The following is a 17,551-nucleotide window of genomic DNA, read 5'->3' on the forward strand; positions in this document are numbered from 1 at the left end:
CAGCCTTGGCGAGGCCGTCGGGTAGTCCGCGGCGCGGATGGGTACTCCGCAACCCATGACAGACAGGGAATCTCGCGGTGACAAATCCGACGGCGGCTCCGCCGTCGTCATCTTCGCCCCGCTGCCCGTGCTCACCGTGACGGTCGAGAACCGCTCCGGTGAGGCCGACATCCACGTCCACGCCGGAGGCCAGGGTGTCTGGCAGTCACGCATGATGTCCTCGCTCGGCGTGCCGGTCGTTTTGTGCTCGGCGCTCGGCGGCGAAACGGGCGACGTCCTCGGCCACCTCCTGCCCGCACCGAACATCACCGTGCAGACGGTGCCGGTCAGCGCGCGCAACGGAGCGTACGTGCACGACCGCCGATCCGGCGGCCGCGAGGTGATCGCGGAGGCTGAAGGCAGCCCGCTCGACCGCCACGAACTGGACTCCCTCTACGAGCTCACCCTCACCGAGGGTTTGACCCACGGCCGGGTCCTGCTGTCGGGCCCGCAGGAAGACGATGTACTGCCCGCCGACCTGTACCGCCGCCTGTCCACCGATCTCGGCGCCAACGGCTGCAAGGTGGCGGCGGACCTGTCCGGCGAGCGGCTCGAAGCGGTGCTCGCCGGCGGACCGGACCTCATCAAGGTCAGCCACGAAGAGCTGCTCGACGACGGCCGGGCGAAATCGGAGGACGCGAAGGATCTGGTCGCCGCCATGCACAAGATGCGTGACGAAGGTGCGAACATCGTCGTCGTGTCCCGCTCCGGCGACGCTCCTGCCTTGGCCCTGCTCGGTGAGGACGACGACGACGACGACGTGGAGATCACGATGCCCACGTTGGAACCGGCCGATTCGGCGGGTGCCGGGGACTCGATGACCGCGGGCATCGTCGCCGCGCTGACCAGTGGCCGGCCGCTGCGGGAGGCTCTGCAGATCGGGGCGGCGTGCGGTGCCCTCAACGTCGTGCGGCACGGGCTGGGCACCGGCGGTGCGCGCGCCGTGGAGACGCTCGCCGAACGGGTGGAGTTGCGCCCGTTGAAGTAGCGGGCATCGCACTGGAGGAGGTTGACGCGTGCCGCGCGCACTGGTGACCAACGACGACGGGATCGACTCGCCCGGCCTGCATGCGCTGGCGAATGCGGCGCTCGAGGCCGGGCTGGAGGTGATCGTCGCCGCCCCCGCCGAGCAGGCCAGCGGGGCGAGCGCCGCGCTGAGCGCCGTGCGCCGCGACGGCCGAACCGTGGTAGAGCCCCGAGAAATACCCGCCCTCGACGATGTCGAGGCGTGGGCGGTGCAGGCCCAGCCCGGACACATCGTCGCCGCCGCACTCAACGGCTGGTTCGACCCGCGACCGGACCTCGTGCTGTCCGGAATCAACCACGGCGCCAACGTCGGCCGGGCCATCCTGCACTCCGGCACGATCGGTGCGGCGCTCACCGCGAAGATCAGCGACACCCGCGCCCTGGCGGTGTCGCTGGACGTCGCGCTGCATCCCACGGGCGAGCGGTACTGGGAGACCGCCGCAGGTCTGCTGGCGCCGGTGCTGGAACTGTTGCTCGACGCACCCGACGGCACCGTCCTGTCACTGAACGTCCCCGACCGGCCCGCCGACGAGGTCGGTCCGCTCCGCCACGCGCGGCTGGCCCGGGGCGGGGCGGTGCAGACGCGCGTCGAAGAGGTCCGCGACGGCGGTGTGCGCCTGAGCGAGGTGGAGGTACCAGATGATCCGGAGGAGGACACCGACAGCGCGCTGCTGGACGCCGGTCATCCGACGCTGACCGAGCTGCGATCGGTCGAGGCACACGACGGTGAACTCGTGCGCAAGTGGTTGGCCGACGGACCCTAGGCCGGCGGCATCAGGTCCGGTCCGACCACCGGAACAACGCAAGGCAGCCGATCAGCCCGGCGATGCTCCACGCCGCCAACACGACGAAGATGCGCCAGTGCTCCCAGCTGCCTGCCGGTTCGAACGCGACCATCTCGGCGGGCAGCAGCACCGACCGGAAACCTTGGGCCATCCACTTGACCGGGAAGAGGGAGCCGATCACCAGCATCCACGCCGGCAGGATCATCAGCGGCACGTACGTGCCCGAAACGAACTGCAGCGCAACCGATGGGCCGTTGGTGATGACAGCGGCGGACACGGCGTTGCTCGCCAGGTTGCTGATGAAGATGCCCAGCAGTGAACAGCTGACGATGCCCAGGACCGACACCCAAGCGAGGGTGAACCACCCGTAGGCGTCGGTCGGCAGGCGCAGTCCGAAGACCAGCACCCCCACCCCCAGCAGCAGGACGGCCTCGGCGAGGCTGACCACCGCGACGAGCACGATCTTGCCGACGAAGTACGACGACGCCGTTGTCGGCGTACCCCGAAGCCGCCGCAACGCGCCGGTGTCGCGGTCGGCGGCGATGCTGGTGCCGAGGTTGACAAACGACGTCGACAGGATGCCGTAGGCGAGCATGCTCGCCGCGATCACCGCACCGGTGCTGGTCTGACTCCCGGGCAGTTCCGCGGAGAAGATCGAACCCAGCAGCAGGCAGATCACCGCGGGCATGGAGAACGTCAGCACCACCTGTTCGGGCCGCCGGTAGAACATCTTCAGTTCGGGGACGACCCGCGACAACCCGATGCGCAGCGGCGACGGGAGCGCAGCTCGTGCGGTGGCGCGGTGTCGCGGCGGCGATGGGACGATGACGTGTTCGATATCGGTCATGGCTGGCCGATCAGGTGGAGGTACGCGTCTTCGAGTGTCGGCCTACTGATCGTCAGCTGCGCCAGTTCCGCACCATCCCTGCTGTGTCGACGGACGAACTCAGTCGGGAAATCCGTTGTCTCCACCCGGATTTGACCGCCCTCCATCCATCGCACCGTGGCCGCCGAGCTGACGTGCTCGGTCAATCGCGTCGGCGAGTCGACGGCCACCACCCTGCCGTCCGCGATCACCGCGACACGGTCGGCCAGAGCGGCGGCCTCTTCGAGGTAGTGGGTGGTCAGCACGATCGTGGTGCCGTCGGCGGCCAGCAACTTGATCAGCTGCCAGAACTGCCGCCGCGCTTCGGGGTCGAAACCCGTTGTGGGTTCGTCCAGGAACAGCAGTTCGGGCTTGCCGATGATGCCGAGCGCGACGTCGAGGCGGCGGCGTTGACCGCCGGACAGCGCCCGCACCCGGGAGTCCGCGACGGCGTCCAGGCCGACGAGCTCGAGCACGTCGGCGGGTTCTCGAGCGGTGCCGTAACAGCTCGCGAACATCTGCACGGTCTCGTGCACCGACAGCATCCCGGCGTCGCTGACCTCCTGCAGCACGATGCCGATCCTGGCCCGCCAGCTTCGTCCCGCCGTCCCGGGGTCCTCACCCAGTACTTGCACAAGCCCGGCGTCGCGAGTTCTGTTGCCCTCCAGGATCTCTATCGTGGTGGACTTGCCTGCGCCGTTGGGACCGAGGATGGCGAAGACCTCGCCGGAGGCGACGTCGAGGTCGAGGTTTGCAACGGCCTGGGTCGGTCCGTAGGCCTTGTCGAGTCCCCGCACGTGCACCGCCGTCGAAGCCGCCTCGGTCACGGCGCAGCGCCGCCTTCGAGTTCGGCGAGGAGTTCGCGCAGATCGGCTTCTGACATCTCATCGATCAACTGATCGACGTCGTCATTCATGGCCGGCTCGGTCGGGGGCGCGGCTTCCGCGGCGGGTGCCTCCCCGTGGATCGTGCGCAGTTCGTCGAGCACCCGGGCGGCCAGCGAGTCGACGCTGACGCCCTTGAGAATCTCCAGCACCGGAAGGTCGATCGGGAACGTGGTGTTGATCCTGACCCTGAAGTCCATCGCCATCATCGAGTCCAGCCCGATGTCGTCGAGCATGTCGTTATTCGCGAAATCGGTGACTGCACAGTCGAATACCGCAGCTACGAGGCGCTCGATCTGATCGGTGATCACGTTGAGACGCTCTCCTTCCGGGGTCTTCGACAGCACGTCGAGCAACGACCCGTCCGCTCCGGCCTCCGTCGGCGAGGCGATGGCGGCGTCGAGGTCGGCGAACATCTTGGGAAGGTGTCCGCCGAGAAGCTGGCGGGCACGGTTCCAGTCGGCGCTGATGGCGATGACGTTCGGAGCGGTCTGGTTGATCAGGCGGTCGAGGATCAACGCGCCCGCCGCCGGGGTGATCAATTCGATTCCGCGCATGGCGTAGACGTTTTCGAGGTTGAGGTCCTCGACCATCCCCACCGACCAGGGTCCCCAGCCCACGGTGACGGCCGGCAGGCCCTGTGCCTGCCTCTGATGAGCGAACGCGTCGAGGAACGCGTTGGCGGCGGCGTAGTTTCCCTGCCCGGGTGAGGCGATGACCGACCCCGCGGAGCCGAACATCACGAAGAAGTCGAGTTCTTCGGCGGCGAACGCGGTGTGCAGCGCCCGCGTACCGGTGACCTTGGGACCCAGCACTTTGAGGAAATCGTCTTCGCTGACGTTGACGAGTAGTTGGTCGTGGACTGCGCCCGCGGCGTGGATGACTCCGCGGACGGGCCGGTCTCCGGTGCGGTCGTGATCGGCCAGCCAGGCCGCCACCGCATCGGCGTCGGTGATGTCGACGCTCGCCGCACTGACCTGTGCCCCGAGGCGTTCGACGGCCCGGACGGTGTCAACGGCGGTGAACTGCGGGTCGTCGCGAGTGATGTTCGGCCACCGGTCGCGCGGCGGCAGCCCGCTTCTGCTCAGCAGCGCGATGTGTCGCGCACCGTGCTCGGCCAGATAGGTGGCGACCGTGCGGCCGAGCGCGCCGGTGCCGCCGGTGACGACGTAGGTGGCGGTGGGAGAAAGCTTGGTGGGAAACGGTTTTGTGAGGTTCGCGGTGTGTCGCAACCGCGGGACCAGCGTCACCTCGCCGCGGAAAGCCACCTGATCCTCGGACGTGGAATCGAGGATGTGCCGATAGACCCGCGCAGCGGTGTCACCGACGTCGTCGGTGTCGTCGATATCGATCAGACCGCCCCAACGCTCGACGAACTCCTGATGACCGACGACCCTGCCGAGTCCCCAGACCGTGGACTGGTCGACGGCCAGCGGTTCGGTGCCCAGCGCCGGCTGAGCGTTCGCGGTGACGACGTACATGCGCGGCCTCACGCTGTCATGTGCGGCCAGCGCCTTGGCGATGCGCAGCAGCGTGAGGACGCCGAGGTGGTTGGTGCTGTTCCCGTCGGACGCATGCGGCTCGACGACGAGATCCATTGACCAGCAGTCGATGACGCCGGTGAGTTCGCTGTGTTCGGTAAGGTGTTGGTCGAACAGCTGGCCGACGTGCTCGGGGCGCCGTTCGTCGATGGCGTATCCGCCGTCGACCGCGGTGACGGTGTCGACAGGGCGGTGTGCGACGGTGCACACGCGATGGCCGCCGTGGCGCAGTCGATCGGCGAGCGCCGAGCCGAACCCGGTTTCGTCGACAAACACCAGCCATGACCCGTGGCCGGCCGGCTCCGCACCGTCCTCACCGCTCGGGTCCGTCGCGGGAACCCACTGGAGTTCGTAGAGCCCCTTGTCGATTCGTTCCGGCGACATGCGGGTCGAAGCGCTCAGCGATCGCACCGTGAAGCCCTCGAAGACGGCGAGCCGCTCACCGCGATGGTCGCAGATCGTGATGTCGCTTTCGATCTCCTCGGCGGTCGCGGACCTGACGGCCAGTCGTACGGTCATGTCCCCCTTTGGCGTGCCGTACACGGCGCTGCGCCGGATCCGGGTGGGAAGGTATGGGCTTTCGGCGGCACTCCCGCCGGGAAGCGGTGCGCCGAACAGCGTTTGGAAGGCACCGTCGATCAGCGTCGGGTGGAACCGGTAGTCGTCGAGCTCGGCTGCGATCGGCGCCGGAATCTCCATCTCGGCGACCACCCAGCCGTCGCCTGCGGTGAGGCCGGTGACGGCCCGGAACGCCGCCCCGTAGTCGAGTCCGATGGCTTCGGTGAGGGCGTAGAACTCGTCGCCGCTGAGAGCGTTGGCGGGCGCCGCCTCGGTCATCGGAGGCGGGCCACCCGCCGATTTCGGCAGCGTGGTGAGTTCGGCCGTGGCGGTGATCGTCCACTTGAGCTCACCGTCGGGGGTCGCGGTGTGAGCGGCGAACTCCAGGGCGCCGGTGTCCTGGTTGAGGGTGGTCCGCAGGAGGGGGTCGCAGGTGTCGTCGAGGATGAGCGCGCGGTGCAGCACCAAGTTGTCGACGGCGAGGTTCACGCCGTAGGTCTCCTTCGCCGCGGCCAGCGACAGCTCGATGTAGACCGCGCCGGGTACGACGACGCTGCCTTGGACCCGGTGGTCGTCGAGGAACGGCACGAGCGCGGTGCTCAATTCGATTTCCCACGTGGGATGCACGGCACTGATCGGCTGGCCCAGCAGCGGGTGCACCGGGTGATAGTGCAGCGATTCGGTGGCCTCCTGGGTCTCGTTCCAGTAGCGCCGGGTCTGCCAGGGGTAGCGGGGCAGCTTGAGCAGGCGCGCTTCACCGCGCGGATACATCGCCTCCCAGTCGATGTCGTGGCCGTGGTCGTGAAGCGCGCCGAGGCCGGTCATGAACGTACGCACGTCGTCGTCGTTACGTCGCTGGGTGGCCTGAACGAGGGTCTTCTGCGCGCCGGCGATCTCGAAGATCGACGAGGCCAGCACCGGATGCGGTCCCAGTTCGACGAAGTGCGTGTAGCCGTCATCGAGCATGCGGCGAATCGCCGGCTCGAAAAGAACTGTGGCGCGGGTGTTCTGCCACCAGTAGGCGGCACCGGAGTGGTACTCCTTCAACAGGCCGCCGGTGACCGTCGAGTAGAGCGGGAGCGTCGCAGGCTGTGACGACATCCCGTGGAGGGCGTCCTGCAGATCGTTCTTGATCGCATCCATGTAATGGGTGTGATAGGGCACTTTGCCGGTCAGGTACCGGGTGAAGACCTCGGCCTCGTCCAACCGGCGGGCGATGTCGTCGAGGACCTCACCGTCCCCGGCGATGGTCACAGCGGACGGGCTGTTGACCGCGGCCACCGAAACCCGCCGACCGAATTCGTCGCGCATCCCGTCGTCGAGCGCGGCCATCAGCGAGTCGGTGTCCAGGCCGACGGCCAGCATGCGGCCCTGTCCGCTCGTCCGTTGTTGGAGCCTGCTGCGGTGGTAGATGACCTCGGTCGCCTGCTCGAAGGTGAGGAGCCCGGCGAGCTGGTGGGCGGCGACTTCGCCTGCGCTATGGCCGATCACGGCATCGGGTCGGATGCCGAACTGTTCGAGTTGTGCGGCCAGGGCAATTTGGATCGCGAAATTGGCCGGCTGGGCGAACTCGGTCTCACCCATGCGGGAATCCGCTTCGTCGCGGCGGAGTTCCTCGATCAGGGACCAGTCGGTGTGACGCGCCAGCTCGCGATCACTTCGCGCGATGCTCTCGGTGAACGCGGGCAGGACGTCGAGCAGTCCGCGGCACATCCTCCACCATTGCGGGCCCATCCCGGTGCAGACGAACACCAGCTTGGGCGCAGTCGACGAGGTGCGCGCCGAGGCGACCTGGCCGCCGTCGGCGAGGGCGCGCAGTTGCTCACGTGCATCCAAGACGTCGTCGCTGACCAGGGTGTGGCGGTGGCTGAGGTGCGAGCGCCGTTGGGACAGGGTGAATCTCAGGTCAGAGATGTCGATGTTCGGCTCGGCATCCAGGTGGTCGGCCAACTGGCGCGCCGTCGCTACCAGGGCCTCCTCGCTGCGCGCCGAGATCGGCAGCAGCGTGACGGGGAGGTGCTCGGCGATGCTCGATGCGGGCGTGTCGGTCGGAGTCGGTGGTTCGGCGAGCACGGCGTGGGCGTTGGTGCCGCCGAAACCGAACGAGTTGACCCCGGCGACTCGTCGCCCGGCGGGGAAGGGGCGGCCCGCGCGCGGCACGTCGAGCTTGAGCTCGGTGAGAGAGACTTGGCTGGTGGGGTTTTGGAGATGTAGGTGCGCGGGGATATAGCCGTGCTTGAGCACCAACGCCGTCTTGATCAGTCCGGCGACCCCCGCGCCCGCTTCGAGGTGACCGATGTTGGTCTTGACCGATCCGATCAGCAGCGGATCTGTGCGCTCCGACGTGAGCGTCGCGGCCAGCGCGCGCATCTCGACCGGGTCGCCGACGGGTGTCCCGGTGCCGTGCGCTTCGACGTAGCCGACATCGGTCGCCCGGACACCGGCCCGACGCAGCGCCGAGGTGATCGCCGCGGCCTGAGCCTGCGCGCGGGGCACGGTGATGCCGTCGGTGCGGCCGTCCTGAGACACCGCGGTCCCGAGGATCTGGGCGTAGATCTCGTCGCCGTCGCGCAACGCCTGCTCGAGCGGTTTGATGACGACGACGGCCCCGCCCTCGCCGCGCGCATAGCCGTCGGCCGACTCGTCGAAGGCCTTGCAGCGCCCGTCGGGGCTGAGGAACCCGCTCTTGGACTCCGCGATCGCGGTGTTGGGTCCGATCATGATGTTGACGCCGCCGGCCAGCGCGAGGTCGCTCTCACCGTTCCAGATGCTCTGCGCCGCAAGGTGCACCGCGACGAGCGAGCTCGAACACGCCGTGTCGATCGTCATGCTCGGTCCGCGGAAGTCGAAGGCGAATGAGATCCGGTTCGCCAGCATCGTCATCATCATCCCGGCGGCGGAATGCGTCTTGAACTGGTAGCGGCTGCCGCGGCCCTGGTTCTGCAGCAATTGGTAGTCCAGCGTGAAGCCGCCAATGAACACCCCGACATCGGTTCCGGCGAGGTGGTCGGGCCGGATGCCCCCGTCCTCCAGTGCCTCCCAGGTGGTCTGCAGCATCAGGCGCTGCTGCGGGTCGATCGAATGCGCCTCCCGCGGCGAGATGCCGAAGAACTGCGGATCGAACTGGTCGATGTCGTCGAGGAATCCGCCACGGCGGGTGACCATCTTGCCGACCTTCTTGGGGTTGGCGTCGTGGAATCGGCCTGCGTTCCAGCGTGATTCGGGGACCTCGCGGGTGGCGTCGACGCCGTCGGTCAGCAGTCGCCAGTAGTCCTCGGCGGTGGTGACGCCGCCCGGTAGGCGGCATCCGATCCCGACGATCGCCAAGGGCGCCGGCCGGTCCAAGATGTCGTGCGTTTTCATACCTGCAACTCACGGATAGCGGTGTGGATCCAGCCGGAGCTGACCGGATTGTCCTGTTGTTCACGGCGATACACGGAGCGAAGCTCCCTCAACAAGGGGTCGCGCTGCCACGCCTGCACCTGCGTGACGGCGGCGTCGTCGTCGAACAGCGCGGACTTGTCGGCGAGCACGGTCTCGGCCAGCTGACCCGCGAGCTGACGCAACAACCGGCCGTTGGCCTCGAAAACGTCGGTGAAGTCGGTCGTCGGTTCCATCATCGCCACGTGCAGCGTCTCCATGAAGTTCAGCGGCACGTACAGATCGACGAACCGTACCGGCGATTCGCGGCCTTCCACGGCGGCCCACTCGCGGAAGAACCGCTGCACCCGGTTGCTCAGTGCGATCAGGCCTTCCAGGTGCGGGACGACCGCGGGATCGTCGGCGACGCTGACGAAGCGGCCGTTGCGGTAGAGCAATCCGATGAAGCCCCAGTAGAAGGCGATGTCCCAGACGACCTTGGCCGCCATCACCGTCGGTGTGCCCATGAGCGGGTACTGCTTCTCGTACACCGCGAGCCACATGTCGGCCAGCGACCGGAACAGGGAGTCGCTGATCCCCGCACGGGCCACCACGTCTTCACCGTCGAGTTCGCGTGTGATCATGTCGGTGATGAGGCCGTTGCCGATCGCCACCAGGTCCAGCCCCGAGGAGTACAGCGGGTCAAGAAAGACACCCGCGTCGCCGGTAAGGCACCATCGCGCGGCGCCGTCGAAGACCTTCGTGGCGGCGTGGCTGTAGTGCTTCATGACGCGGAAGTCCATGATCAGGTCTTCGTGTCGGGCGACTTCGTCGGCGCACTGCGGTTCGTGTCGCCGGATCCACGCCTTGGCCTTGTCCAGCGTGTTGAACTCGTCGAACGCGTGGAACTCGGGATCGGCGACGATTCCGACGCTGGTGGCGCCGGAGGCCAGCCGGATGAGCCAGACCCAATAGCCCTCGCCCATCAGATGATTGGTGGACAGCGCGCGGTCACCTTCGACCAGTCGCGCGTGCCAGTCCGCGTCATCGGTCCATTGTCCGATGTCGAGTTCGGCCTTGACGCGGAACCATGCGGCGTTGCAGTGGTGTTCGGTGGCCCGCTTCAGGTTCAGCTGGCGCGACAGCGCCCGGTTGCGGCCGGACGCGTCGACCAACCAGCGTGCCGTCGTGCGGGTGGTCTCGTCGTCGCCCTGGTATGTCACGGTGTGCGCGTCGACGCCGAAGTCCACGGTTCTGACGCGGCCGCGAGCGATGCGTATCCCGGCGGCTTGGCATCGGCTGGCGAGTTCGTTCTCGAGCCTGCCCCGGTCGATCTGATAGGTCACCTGCGGCACGAACGCGGAGCTACCGACTTCGACGCGGCTTGCGATGTCGGTGTTGCCGTCGTGTGAGAAGAACATTCGCAAGCCCATCTTGCGGATCTGCGCGGTGCTCAAGTGGTCGGCCAGGCCGAGGCGTTCGCGGAGGTAGTGCGCGGACACCTCGACCGTCGATTCGCCCACCGTGTGGGTGATCTCGGCGACCGGACGCGCGTTCGGCTCGATGATCACGATCCGGGTGCGGGGCCGTGCGGAGCGAAGCTCCAACGCCAGCGTCAGGGCCGCCGCTCCCCCTCCGATGATGGCCACATCGTGGTCTGTTGACGCGGACCCGTTGGAGGACAGCTGGTTCCGGATCTTGCGGGCGAGGGCGGCACGAGCCTCGGGGTCGAGTTCAGACAGCTTCGATCGCACGTGCGTTACCTTCCCTCTGTCGCCGGAACGGCGGACGTCGCATCGGCGAGGTCTGCTTCCGGCAGCGTGGTGTCCACCGGAGGCCGGTGTCGGCCGTAGACGAATTCGAAGATCGGGGCGGCCATCAACGTCGTGACGATGGCGACCAGCACCAGGATGGTGAACAGCGTCGGGGTGATGATGCCGGCCTCCAGACCGATGTTGAGAAGGATGAGCTCGATCAACCCGCGTGCGTTCATCAACGAACCGAGCGCGATTGATTCGCGCAACGGCACCTTGCTCAGCCTGGCCGCGGCGGCGCACGCGACGCCCTTCCCCGCGATCGCCACGATGAGCACGCCGAGCGTCAGCGCCCAGAGTCCCGGCGTGTTCACCAAGCCGATCTCGGTGTTGAGACCGGAGTAGACGAAGAAGAGCGGCAGCAGCAGCCTCGTGGTGAGTGGCTCGATGGTCTCGGTGAGGCGTCGGGCGAACAGTCCCGACGGCATGGCGACACCGATGATGAAGGCGCCGAAGATCGCGTGGATTCCGATGGTGTCGGTGAGCCAGGCACCGCTCATCAGGACGATCAGGACGGTGCTCAGCACCCATCCTGGAATCGTCCGCTGCTCTTCGGATTTCGCGCCGAGCACCCGCGCCGCCCGTCGCCCGAGCGTCAGCACCACCGCGGTGTAGAGCAGTCCGCCCACGATGGCCGTGATGGCCGTCGCCGGGGTTCCGCGGTGCACGGCGACGACGACCGCCAGGATGCACCAGGAGATCGCGTCGGCGGTGGCGCCGCACGCGAGCGCCAGAGTGCCGAGAGATGTTCCGGTGAGCCGCTTTTCGAAGATGATCCGGGCGAGCATGGGGAACGCGGTGATCGCGATGGCCGCGCCCATGAACATCATCGCCATGGCGGGACTGACGTCTTCACCGAAGAATCCACCCGAGGACAGCAGCGGCACCGCGATGACCGCGCCCAACACCAGCGGAGCCAGGGTCCCTGCCGTGGAGACTGCGACGGCGGTGCGGGCGCGCTGTTTGACGTGCTCGACGTCGAAGTTCAGCCCCACGACGAACATGTAGAGCACGAGGCCGATCTGCGCGGCGGTGTAGAGCACGACGTTGGACGTGCCTGTCGGAAACAGGTCTTCCTGCACACCGGGCGCGATTCTGCCCAGCAGGGAGGGACCCAGGACGACACCGGCGATCATCTCGCCGACGACCGGTGGCTGGCCCACGCGTTGCGCCAACAGGCCGGCGAGGCGGCACGCCGCGAGGATGACCGCCAGCGCGAGAAAGAAGTGAACTGCCGTTGCCGCGGGCATGTCAGGTCCTACGTTCTGCAGTGCAGACCGTAGAGGTCCTGTGGGGTTCGGAGCGCAGCGCTGCGCGGGCGGGCTCCACCAGTCCGTCTATGACTCACCTCATCGTTTCCGACTGCCCGTCTCGCCGGAGACGATGCATCTTCGATGCGGTGGTATTGACAGATTGAGCGGCCGCTAACCGTGGGAATTCTTTCCGATTGGTGACGCGCGCTGATCGGTCGCCCGACCTGCGGTGTCAGGCGCCCGACTCGGCACCGTTCGACTCGCCCTCGGCCCGCTCATCAATTTGCTCGTTGATGTAGCGAACGAGCACCGTGAGCATCGCGACCGTCGGTACAGCAAGGAAGGCGCCGACGATCCCGTACAGCGCGCCGCCCGCGGTCACCGCGAGCAGCACCACCGCCGCGTGTAGTTTCATCACGCGACTCTGCAGCAACGGCTGCAGCACATTTCCCTCGATCTGCTGTACGGCGATGATGACGGCGAGCACCAGCAGCGCATTGACGAACCCGTTGGCCACCAAGGCGATCAGCACCGCGAGCGCACCGGCGACGAAGGCGCCGATGAACGGAACGAACGCACCGATGAACGTCAGCACCGCCAGCGCAGGCGCAAGCGGGACACCGAGTACCACCAGGCCGGCGCCGATGAATACCGCGTCGATCAGAGCCACTCCCGTCTGCGCACGGATGAAGCCGCCGAGGTTGTCCCACATCCGGCCGAGCACCGTTTCCAGATGCCGGCCTGCGCGCCGCCCGGTCAGTCCGACAAGCCAGGGTGAGAACTTGCGGCCGTCCTTGAGGACGAAGAACGACAGCACGACGGTCAGCACCAGTGTCACCAGGACGCTGCCGACCGTGCTGACCCCGCTGACGACACCGGTCGCGATCGCCGAAGACCTTTCCCGCATCGCGTTGACCAGTGAGTCGGCGAAGCGCTCCAACTGCTCTTGTCGGAGGTTGAGCGGGGGTCCCGCGGTCCAGTCCTGCAGCCGAGTGATGCCCTCGGTCGCCTGGTCGATCAGCGCAGGCATCTGGTTCAGCAGTGGCGGGATGATCAGCGCGATGAGACCCGACGCGATGGCCAGAAACAGCAGCAGCGTCGTCAGCGCCGCGGCGGCAGGCGGCAGACCGGCGCGGTCCATCAGCACGCGCGCCGGCGGCCACAGCACCGTGCACAGGATGACGGCGAGCAGGACCGGCAGGAAGATCACCCACAGCTGGGCCACGAGCCAACCGAGCACCACCGCGCCCGCAGCGATCGCCACGATGACCAACGACCACTTCGCCATCCATAACGCGCCGCTGCCGATCAGGGCTCCACGATCCCGCCGGGGTGCTGCGCCGGGGCTGTGTTCGCTCACGAGCATCCCCTTCTCAGCGTCCACCCCAACTCGACAGGACCGAGGTCGTCTACCCCGGCCCGTTGCATCGAAAACCGCACCGCTTCCACGCCGGGTCTCGCTGATCTGGCAGGTTGAGGAACTATCGCCCGGGGTTGTCGAGTTCCACTCCGTCGGCACCCGCGCTGCGCGACGCGGTGGACCCGGCCGGTGCGAGGATGCGCCGGAGGAAGGCGATCTGATCGTTGACGACCCGCTCATGCCAACCCTCACCGGGATACACGTCGAAATGGTCGCAGGGGTAGTGATGAACCGTCGCGCGCATCCGTGTCGCAGCCGCGGTGGCCGCTGCAGGCGGGGCGGTACGGTCCTGATCACCGATCTGCACGAGGGCCGGGCAGGTGACTCGAGCGGCGCTCGCGATCGGTCGATGAGCACCCATGACCAACACCAATCGGGCAGCGAATTCATTGCGCCAGGTGGGTCCCGCGATGCGACGCATGCCTTCGTGGGCCCCGTCGGCGCTCAGACCGGCCACCTCCCCCGGTGCACCCACCACCGGGATGAGCACCGGCGAGCGGCCACGCCCCTTCGCCGTCACATCCCTTATGCCCTGGGCCATCACGCGCAGGACGTAGCGCGGCCCGAGTGTGCGCAGCATATGAGCCACCACGGGTAGCCCGTCGGTGGCCGGCGTCAGCGAGATGATTCCCGCGAGGTGCGGGTCCTCGGCCGCAACCTTGATGACATGCCCACCCGACAGCGACACACCCCAGGCCACGATCCGCGCCGGGTCCACATTCTCGAACCGCCGGGCGTAGTCGATTACCGCGTGATAGTCGGCGACCTGCCCAGACAGCGAGATCAATTGTCTTGGCTGTCCCGAGGATTCGGCGAAATGCCGGTAGTCGAACGTGACGACTTCGGCGCCGGCACCGGCCAGCGCTTCGGCGAACGCGAACAGCCCGCAATCCTGGGTGGCGCCGAGACCGTGCGCCATGACGACGCAGGGCCGCCCCGCCGGGCCTGTCAACGCGTCCGTCGTCGCGGCGAAGCGCCGCGCCGCGATGATGTCGCCGCCGACTGGAATCTGAATCCGCGTGCCTGTCATTGCGCCGTTCCCTTCAACGACGCTGACCCCTTCAACGACGCCGTCCCTCCGAACAGCGCCGTGTGCCATACGTGAATGACCGCCGCGAGAAGCGGACCGGCGGCCTCCGGCCCGTCATCGGAGCGCACGTGACGGTCGAGGACCCGCTCGTTCATCGAGATCAACGCGTGCGCAAGCGGTCCGGGATCTCCGACGTCGATGGTGGGCTGGGTGGTGATGAACTCGCAGACGAACTCCTCGTACCGCTGTAGCCACTGGTCCCAGATCGCCCGTGCTTCAGGGTCGGAGTCGCGGGCGTCGAGCATCGCCCGGAACAGGGTCCGGTGGGCGTGCCACGACTCGAACGTCCGCGTCATCGCGTCGGCCACCGACGCGCGCGGGTCGCCGCCGCCGGCCAGGAAACCGCCGATGGTGAAGACGTCGTCCTGGAAGATGTCGGTGAGCAGTTCGGTGACGACTTCGTGCTTACCGGCGAAGTAGAAGTAGAACGCAGGCCGCTTCAGACCCGCTGCCCGCGCCACCTCGGCGACGCTGATCTCGGCGAGCGACTGGGTCTGCAGTTGCTTCTCAAAAGCCTCGAGCAGCCGCAGTCGGCTTTCGTCCCCGCGCGGTTGCGGCCGGCGCGCGTTGCGGCGGGACGTCTGCGTCGACTCAGGCGGCACCGGCTGCCTCGCGTGCCCGGCCGACCAGCTGGACCGGACCGAACTTCTCGACGCGGCGCCTACCTGCCGGCAGCTCACGCTTGCGCATGTCGCGTTCGTAATCCCAGTAGTCCACCTGCTGGGTGTGTCGCGGTTTGTCGGCGAAGTGACCGACGTACTTGCGTTCGTCGGCGGCGATGACGCGCCACATCTCGGCTTCGGACGGCGGCCGGTACGTACCGGCGAGATACGCGGCGGCCAACCGGGCCTGGCACTCCACGAAGGGGAACAGCGTGGGCACCGCCTGCGCGAAGCCGAGGAAGAGCAGGTCGTCGATCCCCGGTTTGAGGATCCGCTTGTACAGCGGGAGCCGGTTGTCGGGAGCCTCGATGAAACTGCGGTCGAAGAACGGGAACGTGATGTTGTATCCCGTCGCGTAGATGATCACGTCGGCTTCCACGGTCGAGCCGTCAACGAACACCACCGAACGTCCGTCCAGGCGTTCGATATTCGGTTTCGCGGTCGCGTCACCGGAGCCCAGCCGCATGAGCAGTTCGGCGGATTGGGTGGGATGCGCCTCGAGGAACCGGTGGTTGGGTTTGGGCAGGCCGTAATTCTCGGGATCGCCGAACATGAACCGCGCGAACGGCTGCATCGCTCGCCGCTGCCACGACAACGGGATCACCGGCAACGAGCGCGCGACCTTGTCGGCGGTCTTCCCGAAGATGTACTTGGGCACGATCCACGCACCCGAGCGGGTGGAGAGATAAACCGTGTTGCGCCAAGACTTCTGGGAGAGCTCGGAGACCAGGTCGGCTGCCGAGTTGCCGATGCCGACGACGACGATGCGCTTGCCGCGCAGATCGAGCGGTTCGGTGGGGTCGATGTAGTGGTGGGCGTGGATGCTCTCGCCGGTGAACTCGCCGGGAAAGTCGGGTGTGCGCGGATCCCAGTGATGCCCGTTCGCGACCACCAGCGCGTCGTACCGTCGCGTGTGCCCGTCCGCGGTGTCGAGTTCCCAACCGCCGTGGGGCAAACGCCGCGCGTGCTTGACCTCGTTCTGAAACTGAATGCGGTCCAACAGGCCGAAGGTTTCGGCGTAGTCGTCCAGGTACTCCTTGATCTGGGAGTGATGCGGGAAGTCGGGGAGGTCGTCGCGCATCGGAAAGTCGCGGAACGACAGGCATTCACGTGAGGTGTCGATGTGCAGCGACCGGTACGCGCTGGAGTGGCCGTTCGGATTGCGGAACGCCCAGTTCCCGCCGATCCGGTCGGAGGACTCGAAGCAGTCGTACTCGATGCCGGCGTCTGCGAGGTTTTTACCCGTGGTCAAACCGCTGATGCCTGCGCCGATGATCGCCGTCGTGGGTGATGAAGCCATGTTGCCTACCGTTGTCGTGAATTCCGTCACTGGCAACACTACCGATTTTCTGACAGCTGTCAAAGAATGGGTGGGCCTCGCCCGCGCCGACGGTGCGGTCGGCCCTGCCTAGACGGTGAAGCCCCCGTCGACGTTCCAGTTCGCGCCGGTCACGAACCCGGATTCGGAGCCCGCCAGAAAGCTCACGATGGCAGCGACATCGCCGACGTGTCCGTAGCGGCCTTGTGCCGTCACCTTCTTCAAGCTCTCGGGAAAGTCGCCGCTGTTGTCGGGGTTCGCATCGGTATCGATCGGGCCCGGTTGGACGTTGTTGACGGTGATGCCGCGCGGGCCGAGCTCGCGGGCCAATCCGCGGGTGAAGGACGAGACCGCGCCCTTGGTCATGGCGTAGACCGAAAGCCCCGGTCCCGGAACGCGGTCGGCGTTGATACTGCCGATGTTGATGATCCGCGCGCCCTCATCCAGGTACTTCACCGCTGTGCGGACTGCCCAGAACATTCCGCCGATGTTGGTCGCGACCAGACGGTCGAATTGCTCGGCCGGGAAGTCGTCGATCGACGCCAGGTGGGCGACGCCGGCATTGTTCACCAGCACGTCCAGACCGCCGAGATCGGCCACGGTCTGGTTGACCGCGGCGGCAACTTGAGCGGGGTCGGCGGCGTCGGCCTGGATGGCCACGGCCCGCCCGCCGCGCTCGGCGACTTGGGCCACGAGCTTTTCGGCATCCGTCGCCGATGCCGAGTACGTGAAAGCGACCGCGGCGCCGTGGGATGCCAAACGACGCACGATTTCCGCGCCGATCCCGCGTGAACCACCGGTGACAAGCGCTCGCCGTCCGGCCAAGGGTGTGGTGCTCATGTCTTCTACCTCTCCGGGGAGTTACGAACTCACTACGTTTGACGTCAAGTCCCGGAGGGCGTGCCGCATTCCCGGTACAGGGAGCCGCGAAGAGTT

The 17,551-nt window shown here is 67.2% G+C and carries 12 protein-coding genes; 2 read left to right on the top strand and 10 right to left on the bottom strand.

Translation table 11 applies throughout. The features are described from left to right. Positions 1-55 precede the first annotated feature (55 nt). Together A5759_RS05665 and surE are read left to right on the top strand one after the other, a co-directional pair. Complete coding sequence (locus A5759_RS05665) at positions 56-1,027, top strand: 1-phosphofructokinase family hexose kinase (RefSeq protein ID WP_068194946.1); 972 nt, start codon at positions 56-58, stop codon at positions 1,025-1,027. A gap of 28 nt (positions 1,028-1,055) precedes the next feature. Further along, the gene (surE, locus tag A5759_RS05670) at positions 1,056-1,829 is read left to right on the top strand and encodes a 5'/3'-nucleotidase SurE (RefSeq protein ID WP_068194949.1); all 774 of its coding nucleotides are present in this window, start codon (positions 1,056-1,058) and stop codon (positions 1,827-1,829) included. Between the two features lie 10 nt (positions 1,830-1,839). Here surE and A5759_RS05675 read toward each other — a convergent pair whose 3' ends face one another. From A5759_RS05675 to A5759_RS05720, 10 genes are all read right to left on the bottom strand, one after another. Next, complete coding sequence (locus A5759_RS05675) at positions 1,840-2,697, bottom strand: ABC transporter permease (RefSeq protein ID WP_068194952.1); 858 nt, start codon at positions 2,695-2,697, stop codon at positions 1,840-1,842. Beyond that, positions 2,694-3,542, bottom strand: coding sequence for an ABC transporter ATP-binding protein (locus A5759_RS05680; protein ID WP_094294841.1), 849 nt, complete (start codon positions 3,540-3,542; stop codon positions 2,694-2,696). Before A5759_RS05680 ends, A5759_RS05675 begins: the two co-directional genes overlap by 4 nt. Continuing rightward, entirely contained in the window at positions 3,539-9,061 is a 5,523-nt protein-coding gene (locus tag A5759_RS05685) for a type I polyketide synthase (protein ID WP_068194955.1), read from the bottom strand. Before A5759_RS05685 ends, A5759_RS05680 begins: the two co-directional genes overlap by 4 nt. Continuing rightward, positions 9,058-10,812: an NAD(P)/FAD-dependent oxidoreductase gene (locus tag A5759_RS05690; RefSeq protein WP_068194958.1), complete on the bottom strand. Its 1,755-nt coding sequence runs from the start codon at positions 10,810-10,812 to the stop codon at positions 9,058-9,060. The genes A5759_RS05685 and A5759_RS05690 overlap by 4 nt, the downstream gene beginning before the upstream one ends. A 5-nt stretch (positions 10,813-10,817) precedes the next feature. Continuing rightward, complete coding sequence (locus A5759_RS05695; RefSeq protein WP_068194961.1) at positions 10,818-12,122, bottom strand: cation:proton antiporter; 1,305 nt, start codon at positions 12,120-12,122, stop codon at positions 10,818-10,820. Positions 12,123-12,357: 235 nt separating this feature from the next. Next, on the bottom strand, positions 12,358-13,491 hold the full coding sequence (locus A5759_RS05700; protein ID WP_082961996.1) for an AI-2E family transporter: 1,134 nt from the start codon (positions 13,489-13,491) through the stop codon (positions 12,358-12,360). 115 nt (positions 13,492-13,606) lie between these two features. Beyond that, positions 13,607-14,575 (bottom strand): alpha/beta hydrolase, encoded by a 969-nt coding sequence (locus tag A5759_RS05705; protein ID WP_068194963.1) that lies wholly within the window; start codon positions 14,573-14,575, stop codon positions 13,607-13,609. Then, positions 14,572-15,237, bottom strand: coding sequence for a TetR/AcrR family transcriptional regulator (locus A5759_RS05710; protein WP_068194965.1), 666 nt, complete (start codon positions 15,235-15,237; stop codon positions 14,572-14,574). The genes A5759_RS05705 and A5759_RS05710 overlap by 4 nt, the downstream gene beginning before the upstream one ends. Beyond that, positions 15,227-16,597 carry an NAD(P)/FAD-dependent oxidoreductase gene (locus tag A5759_RS05715; RefSeq protein WP_068195208.1) on the bottom strand — a complete coding sequence of 457 codons (1,371 nt, stop codon included), beginning with the start codon at positions 16,595-16,597 and terminating at the stop codon, positions 15,227-15,229. The genes A5759_RS05710 and A5759_RS05715 overlap by 11 nt, the downstream gene beginning before the upstream one ends. Before the next feature lie 108 nt (positions 16,598-16,705). Then, positions 16,706-17,455, bottom strand: coding sequence for an SDR family oxidoreductase (locus A5759_RS05720; RefSeq protein WP_068194967.1), 750 nt, complete (start codon positions 17,453-17,455; stop codon positions 16,706-16,708). Between the last annotated feature and the right edge of the window lie 96 nt (positions 17,456-17,551).

This window comes from Mycobacterium sp. 852014-52144_SCH5372336 (assembly GCF_001665615.1).
Lineage (GTDB): Bacteria > Actinomycetota > Actinomycetes > Mycobacteriales > Mycobacteriaceae > Mycobacterium > Mycobacterium neumannii_A.